Origin of the sequence: Bradyrhizobium sp. WSM2793, assembly GCF_000379585.1 — a bacterium.
Classification (GTDB): Bacteria; Pseudomonadota; Alphaproteobacteria; order Rhizobiales; family Xanthobacteraceae; genus Bradyrhizobium.
On sequence record NZ_KB902784.1, the window covers coordinates 110,491 to 126,319 of the forward strand.

A 15,829-nucleotide genomic window follows, 5' to 3' on the forward strand; every position below is an offset into this window, starting at 1 on the left:
TGATCTCTGTCAATTGGCTTTGGCGCAGTGCAGTAAAATGCACCCGCGCGGTGGACTCGGCCTGGTGTCGGGAGCAGCCGGCGCGGGGAGCGGTGGATGAAGCCTTCCGTGGTCACGATCGAGCCGAACGGCCATTTCTGCAGCGATTGCGCCGTACGTGGAGCGGCGGTCTGTTCGTCGCTGGATGCGGCCGAGCTCAGGGAATTCGAGCATCTCGGACGCCGCGTTCATTTTGACTCCGGCGAGACCGTGTTCTCCGAGGAGGACATCACGACCTCGTTCTACAACGTCCTCGAAGGCGTCATGCGGCTGTACAAGCTGCTGCCCGACGGCCGGCGGCAGATCGTCGGTTTTGCCTTGCCCGGCGATTTCCTCGGGATGAACATATCGGGCCGGCACAATTTTTCGGCCGATGCGATCGGCGCGGTGACCGTCTGCCAGTTCGCCAAGGCGCCGTTCGGCCGTTTCATCGAAGACCGGCCGCTTCTACTCAGGCGGATCAACGAGCTGGCTATCCGCGAATTGAGCCAGGCGCGCGACCATATGGTCCTGCTCGGCCGCCGCTCGGCCGACGAGAAGGTCGCGACCTTTCTGCTCGGCTGGCGGGAACGGCAGGTCGCGCTCAAGGGGCTGTCCGACACCGTTCCGCTTCCGATGAGCCGTCAGGACATCGCCGACTATCTCGGTCTGACCATCGAAACCGTCAGTCGCACCTTCACCAAGCTGGAGCGTCACGGTGTGATCGAGATCATTCACGGCGGCATCAGCCTGCTCGATCCTGCCCGTGCCGAGGCGCTGGCCGCAGCCTGATGGTCCGTCCGCAAGGCCCCGAAATTTTTGATCTCGATCAATGACACCGGGCGGCTGCAGCAAATAATGCTCTAACAATCCGGGAGGTGCATGATGCCCGCTGATGCGTTGCTGGTGACCATCGTCGTCGTCGCGATCTTCGTCGCATTCGCCGCAGCTCTGGCCTGGGCAGACCGGCAAACCAGTGCAGGCCGGCTCGATTCGGATGCCAAGCGCTGACCTCCTGAGATCCTAAGTCCGCTCAGACGCGCCAACAGCCGACGCTCGGCCGGCTTGGCCTTCGCCAGCGCCTCAACGCAAGCGCGGCTTGCGCAGCCTGCAACTCTGCATCGACCGGGCCGCATCGGCGCAGCCTTCGGATGCAGGCTTTCGGCTTGAACGCGGCCTTTTCGCGGCATTTGCCACAAAACGCGCGGGTGCTTTCCGGTTGAAAAGCCTGATAACGTTGACTACGCAGGAACCTCAGTGCCTCGCAGTCTTAGGAGCCCCGCGGCGTGCCTCAGGACAAGACCGGCGACCCCCGACAGTCGGCGGGCAACAAACTATCGGTCCTGCGCAAGCACCCGATCTTCGCGGATCTGGAGCCGGAAGCGCTCGATCAGCTTTGCCGCTACGCCAAGCACACCACCGTGAAGCGCGGCGCGACGATCGCTGCCAAGGGCGATCCCGGCAACAATCTGTTCGCGGTGATCACGGGGACAGTGAAGATTTCCTCCTCGTCCCCCGATGGACGGAACGCCATTCTCAATCTGATCGGTCCCGGAGAAATCTTCGGCGAGATCGCGGTGCTCGACGGCGCTCCGAGGTCGGCCGATGCGACCGCCAACACCAATTGCGAGCTCTACATCATCGATCGCCGGGACTTCCTGCCGTTCGTGAAGAGCCAGCCGGCGCTGGCGATGAAATTCATCGAGCTGCTCTGCGCGCGCCTGCGCTGGACCAGTCAGCAGGTCGAGCAGGTGATCCTGCAGAATCTGCCGGGCCGGCTTGCCAGTGCGCTGCTCGGTCTCACCGAGGAGCGCAAGTTCGACTCTGGCAGCGGCACGCTCGCCATCACGCAGCAGGAGATCAGCGAGATGGTGGGGATGACGCGCGAGAGCATCAACAAGCAATTGCGCGCCTGGGCCGGCCGCAACTGGGTCCGCCTTGAGCACGGCGCCATCGTCGTGCTGGATACGGACGCGCTGCGCGAACTCGCCGAGAGCGGCCTCGACGGCGCGTGATGCCTCAAACTTGATCGTCGATGATGGCGACCGCGCGGGTCCAGCCCGCCGAGGCGCGTTCGATCTTCACGGGAAAGCATGAGACTGTGAACCCGGTCGAGGGCAACTGGTCGAGATTGTGCAGCTTCTCGAGATGGCAATAGCCGATGTGCCGTCCCGCCTTGTGGCCCTCCCAGATCAGGCCGGCATCTCTCGTTTCGGCATATTTCTTCGCGGTGTAGACGAACGGCGCGTCCCAGCTCCAGCCGTCGGTGCCGGTCAGCCGCACGCCGCGTTCGAGCAGGTACATGGTGGCCTCGTAGCCCATGCCGCAGCCGGAATTGACGTAGTCGGCCTTGCCGAATTTGGCGCCGGCGCTGGTGTTGACGACCACGATCTCCAGTGGCGACAGCGTGTGCCCGATGCGCTTCAGCTCCTTCTCGACGTCGTCGGCGCTCGCCACGTAGCCGTCGGGCAGATGCCGGAAGTCGAGCTTCACGCCGGGCTGAAGGCACCATTCCAGCGGGACCTCGTCGATGGTCCATGACCGCTCGCCGCGGTTCATGGTCGGATGGAAGTGCCAGGGCGCATCGAGATGCGTGCCGTTGTGCGTGGACAGCGAGACCTGCTCGACGGCCCAGCCCTGGCCGTCCGGCAAGTCCTGCGCCTTGAGCCCGTCGAAGAATTGCAGCATGCGCGGCAAGCCCTGCTGGTGATCGATATACTGGATCGTCGGGTGATTGCCCGGCGGATCGGCCGTCACGTCGTTTTTGAGCGGCACCGAGATATCGATCAGCTTCCGCGGCATGGGCATTCCCTCGAGATCGTCCGCTGTTTCGGACATCTTGAGGGGCCTCTCTTGGTCGCGTCAAGTCACGTGCCGGCGACGCAAGCCGCCCCACAGGCTTCCACAACGACGCGAATTGCGCCAGATTGATCGATGCAACTGCTGCATCGATCAATGCCGGATTTGGCTTGGACATGGAATGCCGCGCGCCCTAGGGACGACATTGGCGCTTGACTTCACACCGGAAGGGGAGCGACCCAAGACGGCCCGCAGCATCGGCCCCGACAACGACATAATCAACCCAGGAGGAAGCCCAGATGAAGACACTCACCGGTATCATCACAGCCGTTGCACTGGCGGTTTCAGCGCCCCTGGCGACCGCGCGCGATTTCCGCTCCGCCGACATCCATCCCGCAGACTACCCGACCGTCGAGGCCGTCAAGTTCATGGGCAAGCAGCTCGCGACGGCGAGCGGCGGCAAGCTCGGCGTGAAGGTATTTCCCAACGGAGCCCTGGGCTCCGAGAAGGACACCATCGAGCAGCTCAAGATCGGCGCGCTCGACATGATGCGGATCAACGCTTCGCCGCTCAACAATTTCGTGCCGGAAACCATCGCGTTGTGTCTGCCCTTCGTCTTCCGGGACACGCAGCACATGCGGACCGTGCTCGACGGGCCGATCGGAGATGAGATCCTGGCGGCCATGGAGCCCGCAGGCCTGGTCGGCCTTGCCTATTACGACAGCGGCGCCCGGTCCATCTACACCGTGAAGGCGCCGGTCAAGTCGCTCGCGGACCTGAAGGGCCTGAAGATTCGCGTCCAGCAATCCGACCTGTGGGTCGGCATGATCCAGAGCCTCGGGGCCAACCCGACGCCGATGCCGTACGGCGAGGTCTATACCGCACTCAAGACCGGCCTGGTGGACGCTGCCGAGAACAACTGGCCTTCCTACGAATCGTCGCGCCATTTCGAGGCGGCCAAGTTCTACAACATCACCGAACACTCCCTGGCGCCCGAAGTCCTCGTGATGTCCAAGAAGGTCTGGGACACGCTGAGCAAGGAGGATCAGGCGATGGTCCGCAAGGCGGCCAAGGAATCAGTGCCCGTCATGCGCAAGCTCTGGGACGAGCGTGAGCAGGCGTCCCGCAAGACCGTCGAGGCAGCCGGCGTTCAGGTCGTCACGATCGCCAACAAGGCGGAATTCGTCGACGCGATGAAGCCGGTGTACCAGAAGTTCGCCGGTGACGAAAAGCTGCAGGGCCTCGTCAAGCGTATCCAGGACACGAAGTAAGACCACAGCGTCGGGTCCGGCGTCGCCTCGAAGGCGACACCGGACCCTCGCAAGGAGGCGCGGGAATGACAGACCCACACGTCGCAGACCACGAGCAGGGGGCGGTTGCCGCACGCCCGGCGACCGGCTTGCTGTCGCGCGTCAATGCCGTCATCGCGCGCGCAGGCATGTATCTGTCCGTGAGCGGGCTGCTCCTCATCGTCACCGTCGTGTTCTACCAGGTGTTCGGCCGGTACGTGCTCAATTCGAGCCCGACCTGGACCGAGAACCTCGCGCTGGTTCTGATCCTCTATGTCACGCTGATCGGCGCCGCCGTCGGCGTGCGCGATGCCGGACACATCGGGATGGACAGTCTCTTGGTGATGCTTCCGGATCACGCGCGCGAGAAGATCGAGCTCGTCATCCACGTCCTGGTGGCGGTGTTCGGTCTTGCGATGGCCTACAACGGCTGGATCCTCGGAGCATCCGTGGGGACCGTGAAGATCCCCAATCTCGGTCTGCCCGAGGTCATCCGCTACGTCCCGCTGATCGCCTCCGGCGTCCTGATCGTCTCCTTTTCAATCGAGCACATCATTGCTCTCCTGCGAGGCGAAGAGGTCGTCCCCTCATGGAACTGATCATCCTCGGCGCCACCTTCTTCGGCTTCCTGATCCTCGGCGTCCCGGTCGCCTTCGCGATTGGCCTGTCGGCGATCTGCACCATCCTCTACGAAGGCCTGCCGGTTGCCGTCATCTTCCAGCAGATGATGTCGGGGATGAACATCTTCTCGTTCCTTGCCATTCCGTTCTTCGTCTTCAGCGGGGAGCTGATGCTGCATGGCGGCGTGGCCGACAAGATCGTGCAGCTCGCCAAGAATCTCGTCGGGCACATCCGCGGCGGGCTCGGCATGTCGAACGTGGTCGCCTGCACCCTGTTCGGCGGCGTCTCCGGCTCGCCCGTGGCCGACGTGTCGGCGATGGGCGCGGTGATGATCCCGATGATGAAAAAGGAAGGCTTCGACACCGACTACGCCGTCAACGTCACCACCCACGCTTCGCTGGTGGGAGCCTTGATGCCGACCAGCCATAATATGATCATCTATGCCCTGGCCGCCGGCGGCAAGGTCTCGATCGGCGCGCTGATCGCTGCCGGCCTGCTGCCGGCGATCGTGCTGATGGCATGCATGCTGGTCGCCGCTTATGGCGTCGCGGTGAAACGAGGCTATCCGGCCGGCAAGTTTCCGGGCTGGGCCGAGGTTTTCCGCTCGCTCGCGGCCGCGCTGCCGGGTCTTCTGATCGTCGGCATCATCCTGGCGGGCATCCTGTCCGGCGTCTTCACCGCAACCGAATCCGCGGCGGTCGCGGTCACCTACACGATGCTGCTGACGTTCTTCATCTACCGCACCATGACCTGGAGCAACTTCCTGCGCGCCGCCGCCAAGGCGGTGAAGACGACGGGCGTGGTGCTGCTGCTGATCGGCGTCTCCACCATGTTCCAGTATCTGATGGGACTCTACGAGGTGGCCGACCTCGCCGGCACCTTGATGAGCAAGGTCTCCACGCAGCCCTGGGTCATCTTCCTGCTCATCAACGTCATCCTGTTCGTGCTCGGCACGTTCATGGACATGGCCGCGACCATCCTGATCTGCACCCCGATCTTCCTGCCGATCGCGATGAAGGCGGGCATGGATCCGGTGCAGTTCGGCATGCTGATGCTGATCAACTGCGCTCTCGGGCTGAACACCCCGCCGGTCGGAACGACGCAGTTCGTGGGCTGCGCCATCGGGGGCATCTCGGTGGGCGCGGTGATGCGCACCATCCTGCCGTTCTATGCCGCCTTGATCGCAGCACTGATGTTCGTGACCTACGTCCCTGCATTCTCGCTGTGGCTGCCCCGCCTGCTGATGGGTTACAAGGGCTAGCAGCTACAGGGAGAAGCTATCAGTGACGGACTATCGCAAGCTCTTCGATCTCACCGGCAAGACGGCCGTGGTGCTCGGCGCCGCATCGGGCATCGGCAAATCGTCGGCGGAGGCGCTGGCTGGGTTAGGGGCCCGCGTTGTCTGCGCCGATCGCGCGCTGGATGCGGCGGAAGCCACCGCCGCCGGCATTCGCGACAAGGGCGGCTGGGCCGAGGCGGCTATGTGCGACGCCGCGAGCGCTGCGGACGTCAATGCGCTCGCCAAAACCGTGATGCAGAAATTTTCGCGGCTCGACATCGCCGTGACGACGCCCGGGCTCAACATCCGCAAGACCATTCTCGACTACACCGAGGAGGATCTCGACCGCGTCCTCAACCTCAACGTCAAGGGCACGGTGTGGTTCTTCCAGGCCTTCGGCCGTATCATGGTCGCGCAGAAGGGCGGCAGCATCATCGCCTGCTCGTCCGTGCGCGCCGTCACCATCGAGCCGGGCCTCGGCGTCTACGGCTCGACCAAGGCGGCGATCGGCCTGCTGGTGAAAGGCTTTGCCTCCGAGGTCGGCCATGCCGGCGTCCGCGTCAACGCGATCGCCCCGAGCATCGCCGAGACCGCGCTGACCGGTCCGTTCAAGCAGCGGCCCGACATCTACAATCTCTATGCCGGCCACACCGTGTTCAACCGCTGGAGCAGCGCCGACGAGGTCGCCACCGCGGTTGCCTATCTCGCCTCGGACGCCGCGAGCTATGTCAGTGGCAGCACGCTGTTCGTCGATGGCGGCTGGACCGCCGTGGACGGCCCGCCGACCGGTCTCACCCAGCTGCACAAGTAAGGGCGCCCGCGACTAGCCGGCAAAGCCGGCACGCCGGCGCAGCTCTCCGTGATCTGCGCCGGTCAGCAGCGCGATCAGCGCGGCGGCCTCGTTCGGATGCGCCGCCTGCGCGGTCACGCCGGCCGTGTACATCGTCACCAGCTCGCACCCCGGCGGCAGCGATCCCGACAGCACAATGCCATCGGTCGCGATGATCTCGGTCGCCTGCGTGCATCCGATCGGGCGCGTTGCCGTGGATGCCGCGAGCTCCCGCATCGCGGTCGCGCCGTTCGGAAATATCTTGAGGCGCGATGCGGCGTCATAGGCGATGCCGAGCTGGTCCAGCACTTTGGCGACGTGCCGTCCCGCGGTCGAGGCCTTGGTGTCGGGGACGTAGATTGCGTCGGCGCTGCGCAGCACCTCGCGCAGATCGGCCACGGTCTTCACCGTCACCTTGGGATCGCGGCTGCGGACCGCCAGCGCGGTCTCGACCCGGCCGACATCCGTGATCGAGGAGGGGACGACGAGCTTCTCCTCGGCAAGTTTCGCAAGCAGCGCCTGTGTCAGGATCACGAGATCGGCCGGGGTGCTCGCGCGCAGCTTGTCCGCCATGATGCCGACCGCCCCGAACTCGCCGGCAATATTGAGGCCGGTTTGCGCGTTGAAAGCCTCGGTGACGCCGCGCACCAGGCCTTGTGCCGCGCCTCCGCTCAAAACGTTCACTGTCGTCACGACGCAAGCTCCATGGCTGCAATGATCTTGTCGCGCGTGATCGGCAGGTCGCGCACGCGCACGCCGAGGCAGTCGAACACCGCATTCGCAATCGCCGCCGTCACCGGGCCGTGCGCGGCTTCACCGGCGCCGACCGGCTCGATCTCCGGCCGCTGGATGATCTCGACATCCACGGCGGGCACCTCGCTGAATGCCAGGATCGGGTAGTCCGTCCATGAGGTCGAGGTGATCCGGGTCCGGTCGAAGCGGACGCGCTCCTTCAGCACCCAGCTCGTGGCCTGGATCGCGCCGCCCTCGATCTGGTTGATGACGCCGTCAGGATTGATGGCTTCGCCGACATCGACGGCCAGCATCAGCCGCTTGACGCGGATGTCATCGGTGCCCTCGATCTCGGCGATGGCCGCGCAATAGGCCCCCGTGTTCTTGTAGCGGGCAAAGCCGACGCCGTGTCCGACGCCGGATCGTCTCTGCGGTTTCCATCCGGCGCGTCGCGCGGCGGCGCTGATGACGTCCCGGGCCCGCTCGTCTCGCAGATGCCGCAGGCGGAACGCGATCGGATCTTCACCGCGCAGGGCTGCGATCTCGTCGAGCAGGGACTCGATGGCGAACACATTGCCTTGCCCGCCCAGCGTCCGCAGCGCCGAGGTGCGCACCGGCATGGTCAGCAGCCGGTGGCTCGTGATGGTCCAGGCCGGGAAGTCGTAGAGCGGAACGGAGTTGCGGTCGCCGCCGCCGCCATTGGCGGCCGGCGGGTTGGTCGAGATCATGCGGGGATAGGGATTGGCGATCTCGGTTGCCGCAAGCAGCGCCGGCTGCGCCGCGCGCCCCGGCCGTGCCGCGTGGCCGTTGCTCCAGATCGTATGGCGCCAGCCGGTGATCTCGTTGTCGGCATCGAGATCGGCCTCGATCTCGATGGCCATCGCCGCGCCAAACGGCGCGTGGGACATCTCGTCACGGCGCGACCACTGCACCCGGACCGGACGGCCGTCAGCGGTTTTCGCCAGCAGCACGGCATCGAGCGCGACGTCATCGGCCGCATTGTGTCCGTAACAGCCGGCGCCCTCCATGTGCTCCACGACGATGTTGTCGGCCGGCAGCTCGAGCACGATCGCGAGATCGGCGCAGAGCAGGTAGACACCCTGGCTGTGCGTCCAGACATGAACGCGATCGCCGTCCCATCGTGCGATGGCACAGGATGGCGCGATCGAAGCATGCGCGATGTAGGGGCGAGTATATTGGCGGCGCAGAGTTTGGGCAGGCTTGCGCCCTGGCTCCACCGTCCTGGTGTCGATGACAGTGGTCTCGACCGGCTGGCTTTTCAGGAAACCCGCCAGATCGTGCTCATCGGGCAGCGGCTCGCCGGCCGACCATGTCGCGCCCTTGCGCAAGGCTTTGAGCGCGGCGTCCGCCGCCGCCTCGTTGTCGGCAACCACGCCGGTAAAGCCGCCGTCGCGGACGATCGCAACGAGGCCGGGGACCGCGCGCGCCGCCGCTTCCTCGAGTGCGATCAATTTGGCGCCCGAGATGTCAGGCCGCAGCACGCGTCCGTGCATCAGTCCCGGTAGCGCATGGTCGTGGATGAAACGCGGCCGCGCGAACACCTTGTCGGGAATGTCGACACGCTGGACCGAATGTCCGGCGACGGCGCGCTTGGCGGCGCTCTTCGCGAACGGGCCCCCCGCTGCGTCGTGATCGAGCGAGACGTCGCCGGCGAGCTCCCAATAGCTCGTCCTGACATTGCCAGGGCCCGTGATGGTGCCGTCATCGATATCGAGCAGCGACGCATCGACGCCGAGACGTTCCGACGCCGCGGTGAGGAAGCGCTGACGCACCTCGGCACAGACCTGGCGCAGCGCGCGGCCGGACTGCTGGATCGAGAGGCTGCCCGAGGTGACGCCTTCGTTCGGGCTGGTTGCCGTCGAGGCACGGATCATCTCGATCCTGCCGATATCGACGTCGAGCTCGTCTGCCGCGATTTGCGCTAGCGCCGTGACGATGCCCTGGCCGATCTCGACCTTGCCGGGAGAGATCGTCGCACGGCCGTCATCGGTGAACTTCACCCAGGACGACAGCCTGGGATTGGCTGCGAGGCTGACCGGCAATTTCGGAGCAGGGGACGGCACGCTCATGACGTCGCCATCTCCGAGGCCGCCCGCAGCACGGCGCGGACCATACGATTGTGCGACCCGCAGCGGCACAGATTGCGATCGAGCGCGGCTCTGACTTCAGCTTCCGTCGGCGACGGATTGCGCTTCAGCAGTGCCGCCGCGCTGACGAGTATCCCGGATACGCAATAGCCGCACTGCATCGCCTGTTCGGAGATGAAGGCACGTTGCAGCGGATGCGATGCGTCCACTGTGCCGAGACCTTCCACCGTGACGACGTCCTTGTCCGCAACCGACCACATCGGCATGTCGCAGGAGGTCATCGCACGGTCGCCGACCATGACGTAACAGGCGCCGCACTCGCCGGCGCCGCAGCCAAAATGCGAACCGGTGACGCCGAGCCGGCCGCGCAGCACATCGAGCAGCGTCTGGTCGGGATCGGCATCCACGGCCGTGGCTGCGCCGTTGAGCCGGAATTGAATGGTGGGCATGATCGCTCTGCGGCCTCAGGACTTGTCGAACTTCTTGACGACGTCGGCCCATTTCTCGATGTCGCCGCGCAGGAATTTGTCGAACTGTTCCGGCGTCATCGACATGGGAACGGCGCCCTGATCCGTCCAGAGCTTGACGATGTCGGGCCGCTTCACCATTGCGTTCACGGCCGCATTGAGCTTGTCGATGACGGGCTTCGGCGTGCCGGCCGGGGCCATCAGGCCGAGCCAGATCGTTGCCTCATAGCCGGGCACTCCCGCCTCGATCGCGGTCGGCACGTTCGGTAGCACCGCCGATCGCTGCTTGCCGGTGGTGGCGAGCGCACGCACCTGGTTCTCGGCGATGTTCGGGGCCATAGCCGGCACCGCGTCGATCATCATCTGCACCTGGCCGCCGATGACGCCGCTGCGCGCCTCGCCGCTGTTGCGGTAGGGCACGTGAACGATGTCGATGCCGGCCATGGCTTTGAACAGCTCGCCGGCCATGTGATACGGCGTGCCCTGGCCGGAGGAGGCGTAGTTCAGCTTGCCTGCTTGCGATTTGGCGAGCGCGATGAACTCCTGCAGCGTCCTTGCCGGAACTTGCGGGTTCACCACGATCACGAGATCGGAGTAATTCACCGGCGCGATCGGTGCGAGGTCGCGCATCAATTCGTATTTGCGCATGTCCGGTGTCAGCAGCGATTCATTCGCGGTCTGGGTATTGGACATCATCAGCAGCGTGTAGCCGTCGGCCGGCGACTTCGCTGCCTCGACCGTGCCGATGACGCCGCCGGCCCCGGTGCGGTTCTCGACCACGAAGGGCTGGCCAAAATTCTCCTGGAGCACGCTGCCGATCAGCCGGGCCGCGACGTCGGCCGGCCCGCCGGCGCCGAACGGCACCACGATCCGGACGGCGTGGGTGGGATAATCCTGTGCGAATGAGGGAGCGGCCGAGAATGCGGCAAGCAGGCCGGCGGCCAGCGCCAGCATGTAGCTTCGGGCTCTCATGCCCACCTCCCTGATATCGTTCTTGTTGGCCGGCACTGTAGCTGCAGCGGACGCGAACTGTCGACGCCCCACAAGGGCGATTGGTCCGGGAATACCGGGCGGCTTTCGGTGTGGCCGGTCCGCATTTCGCGGTTGCAGCAGGAACCCCGCGGCGCGTGCGGTTTGAGCAAATCGCATGGGTCTTGCCGGATAAATGCGCTCGGCGGGCCGGTATTTTGGTGTTACGCAATGGGACATGAACCAGCACGCCAAGATCGAAATCCGCCACTCGACCTGTCCGCATGATTGCCCCTCGGCCTGCGCCCTCGATGTCGAGGTGGTCGAAGGCCGCAGCATCGGCCGGGTCCGCGGTTCGAAAAAGCAGACCTATACGGCCGGCGTCGTCTGCGCCAAGGTCGCCCGCTACGCCGAGCGCATCCATCACCCCGAGCGGGTCACCTTTCCGATGCGCCGCACCGGGCCGAAGGGCTCGGGGCAGTTCGCGCGGATCTCCTGGGACGAGGCGCTGGACGAGATCGGGCATCGCTTCAATCAAGCCGAGCGCGAGTTCGGCGCGGAATCGATCTGGCCTTATTATTACGCCGGCACGATGGGGCTGGTGATGCGCGACGGCCTCAACCGCCTCACGCATGTGAAGAAATATTCGCGCTTCTATCAGACCATCTGCGCCAACGTCGCGCGCCTCGGGTTCGCGATCGGCACCGGCAAGATCGCCGGCGTCGATCCGCGCGAGATGGCGCTGTCCGACCTCGTCGTGATCTGGGGGACCAATCCCGTCAACACCCAGGTCAATGTGATGACGCACGCCGCCCGTGCCCGCAAGGAGCGCGGCGCGAAAATCGCGGCGATCGACATCTACGACAACGAGACCATGAAGCAGGCCGACATCAAGATCATCCTGCGGCCCGGCACCGACGGCGCGTTTGCCTGCGGCGTGATGCACGTCCTGTTCCGCGACGGCTATGCCGACCGCGCCTATATGGACAAGTACACGGACTGCCCTGCCGAACTGGAAGCGCATCTGAAGACGCGCACACCGGAATGGGCCTCCGCGATCTCGGGCGTGCCGGTGGCGGAGATCGAGGCCTTTGCGAAAGCGGTCGGCGAGACCAAGCGCACCTTCTTCCGCTTTGGCTACGGCTTTACGCGCAGCCGCAATGGTGCCACGCAGATGCATGCGGCAAATTGCATTCCCGCGGTGACCGGCGCCTGGCAATATGAAGGCGGCGGCGCGTTCTTCAACAATTACGCGCTGTGGCATTTCAACGAATCCATCATCGAGGGCCACGACGCCGTCGACCCGAGCGTTCGCGCGCTCGACCAGTCGCAGATCGGCCGGATCCTCACCGGCGATGCCGAGGCCCTGCGCGGCAAGGGGCCGGTCAAGGCGATGCTGATCCAGAACACCAACCCGATGACGGTGGCGCCGGAGCAGGCGCTGGTTCGGCAGGGCTTTGCGCGCGAGGACCTGTTCGTCGTGGTGCACGAGCAGTTCATGACCGAGACGGCCGAGATGGCCGACATCGTGCTCCCGGCGACCATGTTCATGGAGCATGACGATCTCTATTACGGCGGCGGCCATCAGCACATCTCGGTCGGGCCGAAGCTGATAGACCCGCCCGGCGAATGCCGCTCCAACCACGAGGTCCTGCAGGCGCTGGCGCCGCGGCTTGGCGCCAGGCATCCGGGCTTCGAGCTGACGCCGCGCGAACTGATCGACGCGACGCTGAAGCTCAGCAACCACGGCGACATTGCGGGGCTCGAAGCCGATCTCTGGCGCGATCTGCAACCGGATTTCCGCACCTCGCATTATCTCGACGGCTTCGCCCATGCCGACCGGAAATTCCACTTCAGGGCCGACTGGGCGCATCCGCCGTTCGGCGTGACGATGGGCGATTTCGACAGCATGCCGTCGCTGCCGGACCATTGGGCGGTGATCGAGCAGGTCGACCAGGCCCATCCGTTCCGGCTTGCGACCAGCCCCTCGCGTAGCTTCCTCAACACCACCTTCAACGAGACGCCGTCCTCCCAGGCGCGCGAAGGCAAGGCGAGCGTGATGATCCATCCGCTGGATGCCGCCGCGCTCGACATCGCCGACGGCGACGCTGTGACGCTCGGCAATACCCGCGGCGAGACCACGCTGGTTGCGGCGCTGTTCGACGGCGTGCGGCGCGGCGTCGTGATCGCGGAGTCCGTTCATCCCAACAAGAATCATATCGGCGGCCGCGGCATCAACATGCTGACGGGAGCCGAAACCGTCGCGCCGATCGGCGGGGCCGCGTTCCACGACAACAAGGTCTGGATCAGGAAGGCCTCCGCCGCAGCCTAGGGCAGGCATTCCGTGACGCCGTAACCTGCGAACTCCTTCGCGATGTTCGGGTTCATGGACTTTGCCTGCGCGATATCAGTGGCGCCGTCGCCGCCGCCCTTGCGGGTGGCGATGCCGCGGCCGAACAGCGAGGATGACGAGCGCGGGTTGCGCTGGATCGCGTCGGTGTAGTCCTTGATCGCCTCGCTGGTCCGGCCGAGCTTCAGATTGACGAGCCCGCGGCTGTCGAGCGCATCGCTCAATCCGGGATCGACCTGGAGCGCCAGATTGCAGTCGGCGAGCGCGCCCTGCAGATCGCCGGTCGCAGCCCGCGTCCAGCAGCGGTTGTTGAGCGCCTCGCCATCCCTGGGATCCCTGCGGATCACGAGGTCGAAATCCTGCATGGCGAGCGCGTAGGCGCGCTTGATCGCGTAGACCTGGCCGCGCTTGTAGCGCGAGGCGACGTCATTGGCGTTCGCCGCGATTTTGCGGCTGAGATCGGCGATGACGGGATCCCTGGCGAGATCGTCGGCGCTCGGGGGCGGCTCTGCCTGCGGCACCTCGCAGATCGGCTTCTGCAGTTCCGGTTTCTGCGGCTCGGGCCTGGCCGGAGCCGTGTTGTCGGACGGCTGCGTCACCGAACCTGCGAACGAGAATTCCGTGGTCAGCGAGGACGACAGCCACGGCACCTGTTCCCGCTTGGTGGCGGCGACCACGCCGTTCTTGGTGTTGGTCAGGGCCTGCTCGGCGCTGATGTTCGGCGCGCGCATTTCGCGCAGCAACTCGGCGACGAACAGGCCGTGCTCGGTCTTGCCGCTTGCGGCGACCGCGCCGAGCGCTGCGGAGTAGAGCACGAGCGAATTGCTCGGCGCGATCGCCGGCGCAAGGCCCGCCGAATAGCGGCGGAAGCGCCGTTCGAACGGGTTGCGGCGCGAGGCGTCGATCAGCGCGATCTTGATCGCGGCGCCGCGCGTGTTCATCTCGGCGAGGATGGTGTCGAGGCTGAAGCCGTCGCGCGCCACGTCCGGCTCGGTCCAGATCTGCGCATCGACCGGAAGCAGATAGGTCTGACGGTTGGACTGGATGGCAAAACCGTCGAAGAAGATCAGCGCCACCGCGCCGCGTTCGATGCGGGCATAGAAGCGATCCAGCACCTGCCGCATGGAATCGGCCGTGAGATTGCTCTGCCGGTCGACGACGAAGCCGTCGCGCTTCAATTCCTCGGCAACGTCCTGGGCGTCGTTGGCGACCTCGTTCAGCACGAATTCGTTGTCGGGGTATCTTGCGTTGCCGATCACCAGCGCGAGTTTCGCGGCATCGGCCGCCCGGCTTGCGGGGCCCGCGCTCAGCGCGAGCAAGCCTGCCAGCAACAGCATCATCGCGGCGCGCATGAAATATCTCATTGGTGATCAAAATCTCCAGTCAGGATAGCGGCCGTCAGCATTAATTCAATCGCCAAGCGAATTTGCGCCCACACGCTATGGTGACCTCTGCTGCAGATTGGCCTTGCACGCGCCGCCCGTCCTGCCGCAAATGGCGGCAAAGCGGAGCCAAGGAAGCGAGCGGACCATGACCGACACCACAGCCATCATCACCGAAAAGCGCGGACAGGCATTCTGGATCACCATCAACCGGCCGGAGAAACGCAACGCACTGAACGGCGAGGTCATTGCCGGCATCACCAAAGGTTATCGCGACGCGCATGAGGACAAGGACGTCCGCGTCATCGTGCTGACGGGCGCGGGCGACAAGGCGTTCTGCGCGGGCGCGGACTTGCAGAATTCCGGCGCGGCTTTCGCGATGGATCATTCCAAACCAAATGTCGACTATGCCGATCTGTTACGTTTGTCACAGAACGCCACCAAACCCGCGATCGCGCGCGTCGGCGGCGTCTGCATGGCCGGCGGGATGGGCCTGCTCTGCATGACCGACATGGCGGTTGCGGCCGATCACGTCGTCTTCGGCCTGCCGGAGGTGAAGGTCGGCGTGTTCCCGATGCAGGTCCTGAGCCTGCTGCAATCCATCGCGCCGCCGCGGCTCGTCAACGAATGGGCGCTCACCGGCGAGCCGTTCGATGCCAAGTCGGCGCAAGGCGCGGGCCTGCTCAACTACGTCGTGCCGGCGGCGGAATTGGATGCCAAGGTCGATTGGCTGATCGGCCGCATCGTCGACAAGTCCCCGACCGCGATCCGCCGCGGCAAATACGCCATGCGCGCCATCGCCTCGATGTCGTTCGACGAGAGCATCGCCTACACCGAAAGCCAGATCGCGCTGCTCGCGATGACCGAGGACGCCAAGGAAGGGCTGAAGGCGTTCAGCGAGAAGAGGAAGCCGGTCTGGACGGGGCGGTGAGGGGCGCGCAACCGCGCACGCAACTCGTAGGGTGGGTTAGCGTAGCGTAACCCAC

Annotated in this window: 15 protein-coding genes; 9 read left to right on the top strand and 6 right to left on the bottom strand. The window is 65.2% G+C overall.

Annotation, left to right across the window (positions count from 1 at the left end):
* Window positions 1-96 precede the first annotated feature (96 nt).
* The 3 genes from A3AS_RS0119550 (at window position 97) to A3AS_RS0119560 (ending at window position 2,033) form a co-directional block, all read left to right on the top strand.
* Window positions 97-810 carry a helix-turn-helix domain-containing protein gene (locus A3AS_RS0119550; RefSeq protein ID WP_018319258.1) on the top strand — a complete coding sequence of 238 codons (714 nt, stop codon included), beginning with the start codon at window positions 97-99 and terminating at the stop codon, window positions 808-810.
* A 93-nt stretch (window positions 811-903) separates the two neighbouring features.
* Entirely contained in the window at window positions 904-1,029 is a 126-nt protein-coding gene (locus tag A3AS_RS49805; RefSeq protein WP_256375093.1) for a hypothetical protein, read from the top strand.
* Between the two features lie 275 nt (window positions 1,030-1,304).
* Complete coding sequence (locus tag A3AS_RS0119560) at window positions 1,305-2,033, top strand: Crp/Fnr family transcriptional regulator (protein ID WP_018319260.1); 729 nt, start codon at window positions 1,305-1,307, stop codon at window positions 2,031-2,033.
* 4 nt (window positions 2,034-2,037) lie between these two features.
* Here the strand turns inward: A3AS_RS0119560 and A3AS_RS0119565 are convergent, their stop codons facing one another.
* Window positions 2,038-2,820, bottom strand: coding sequence for a cyclase family protein (locus A3AS_RS0119565; protein ID WP_026202154.1), 783 nt, complete (start codon window positions 2,818-2,820; stop codon window positions 2,038-2,040).
* A 296-nt stretch (window positions 2,821-3,116) separates the two neighbouring features.
* Here A3AS_RS0119565 and A3AS_RS0119570 point away from each other — a divergent pair, with 296 nt between their 5' ends.
* From A3AS_RS0119570 to A3AS_RS0119585, 4 genes are all read left to right on the top strand, one after another.
* Window positions 3,117-4,088, top strand: coding sequence for a TRAP transporter substrate-binding protein (locus A3AS_RS0119570; RefSeq protein WP_018319261.1), 972 nt, complete (start codon window positions 3,117-3,119; stop codon window positions 4,086-4,088).
* A 65-nt stretch (window positions 4,089-4,153) separates the two neighbouring features.
* Window positions 4,154-4,705 (top strand): TRAP transporter small permease, encoded by a 552-nt coding sequence (locus tag A3AS_RS0119575; protein WP_018319262.1) that lies wholly within the window; start codon window positions 4,154-4,156, stop codon window positions 4,703-4,705.
* Complete coding sequence (locus A3AS_RS0119580) at window positions 4,696-5,988, top strand: TRAP transporter large permease (RefSeq protein WP_018319263.1); 1,293 nt, start codon at window positions 4,696-4,698, stop codon at window positions 5,986-5,988. The genes A3AS_RS0119575 and A3AS_RS0119580 overlap by 10 nt, the downstream gene beginning before the upstream one ends.
* Before the next feature lie 22 nt (window positions 5,989-6,010).
* Window positions 6,011-6,817 carry an SDR family NAD(P)-dependent oxidoreductase gene (locus tag A3AS_RS0119585; RefSeq protein ID WP_018319264.1) on the top strand — a complete coding sequence of 269 codons (807 nt, stop codon included), beginning with the start codon at window positions 6,011-6,013 and terminating at the stop codon, window positions 6,815-6,817.
* A 12-nt stretch (window positions 6,818-6,829) separates the two neighbouring features.
* Here the strand turns inward: A3AS_RS0119585 and A3AS_RS0119590 are convergent, their stop codons facing one another.
* The 4 genes from A3AS_RS0119590 to A3AS_RS0119605 are packed head-to-tail and all read right to left on the bottom strand — an operon-like array spanning window position 6,830 to window position 11,114.
* The gene (locus A3AS_RS0119590; RefSeq protein ID WP_018319265.1) at window positions 6,830-7,528 is read right to left on the bottom strand and encodes a substrate-binding domain-containing protein; all 699 of its coding nucleotides are present in this window, start codon (window positions 7,526-7,528) and stop codon (window positions 6,830-6,832) included.
* Window positions 7,525-9,657, bottom strand: coding sequence for a molybdopterin cofactor-binding domain-containing protein (locus A3AS_RS0119595; protein WP_018319266.1), 2,133 nt, complete (start codon window positions 9,655-9,657; stop codon window positions 7,525-7,527). Before A3AS_RS0119595 ends, A3AS_RS0119590 begins: the two co-directional genes overlap by 4 nt.
* Window positions 9,654-10,124, bottom strand: coding sequence for a (2Fe-2S)-binding protein (locus A3AS_RS0119600; protein ID WP_018319267.1), 471 nt, complete (start codon window positions 10,122-10,124; stop codon window positions 9,654-9,656). Before A3AS_RS0119600 ends, A3AS_RS0119595 begins: the two co-directional genes overlap by 4 nt.
* A 15-nt stretch (window positions 10,125-10,139) precedes the next feature.
* Window positions 10,140-11,114, bottom strand: a complete 975-nt coding sequence (locus A3AS_RS0119605) for a tripartite tricarboxylate transporter substrate binding protein (RefSeq protein WP_026202155.1) — start codon at window positions 11,112-11,114, stop codon at window positions 10,140-10,142.
* 235 nt (window positions 11,115-11,349) lie between these two features.
* Between A3AS_RS0119605 and A3AS_RS0119610 the strand changes: the two genes are divergently transcribed.
* A complete protein-coding gene (locus tag A3AS_RS0119610) occupies window positions 11,350-13,443 on the top strand; it encodes a molybdopterin oxidoreductase family protein (RefSeq protein WP_018319269.1) in 2,094 nt (697 codons plus the stop codon).
* Here A3AS_RS0119610 and A3AS_RS0119615 read toward each other — a convergent pair.
* Window positions 13,440-14,825 carry a caspase family protein gene (locus A3AS_RS0119615; protein WP_018319270.1) on the bottom strand — a complete coding sequence of 462 codons (1,386 nt, stop codon included), beginning with the start codon at window positions 14,823-14,825 and terminating at the stop codon, window positions 13,440-13,442. The two genes, A3AS_RS0119610 and A3AS_RS0119615, sit on opposite strands and share 4 nt — an antisense overlap.
* 166 nt (window positions 14,826-14,991) lie before the next feature.
* Here A3AS_RS0119615 and A3AS_RS0119620 point away from each other — a divergent pair, with 166 nt between their 5' ends.
* Window positions 14,992-15,774 (top strand): enoyl-CoA hydratase/isomerase family protein, encoded by a 783-nt coding sequence (locus A3AS_RS0119620; RefSeq protein ID WP_026202157.1) that lies wholly within the window; start codon window positions 14,992-14,994, stop codon window positions 15,772-15,774.
* Window positions 15,775-15,829 lie beyond the last annotated feature (55 nt).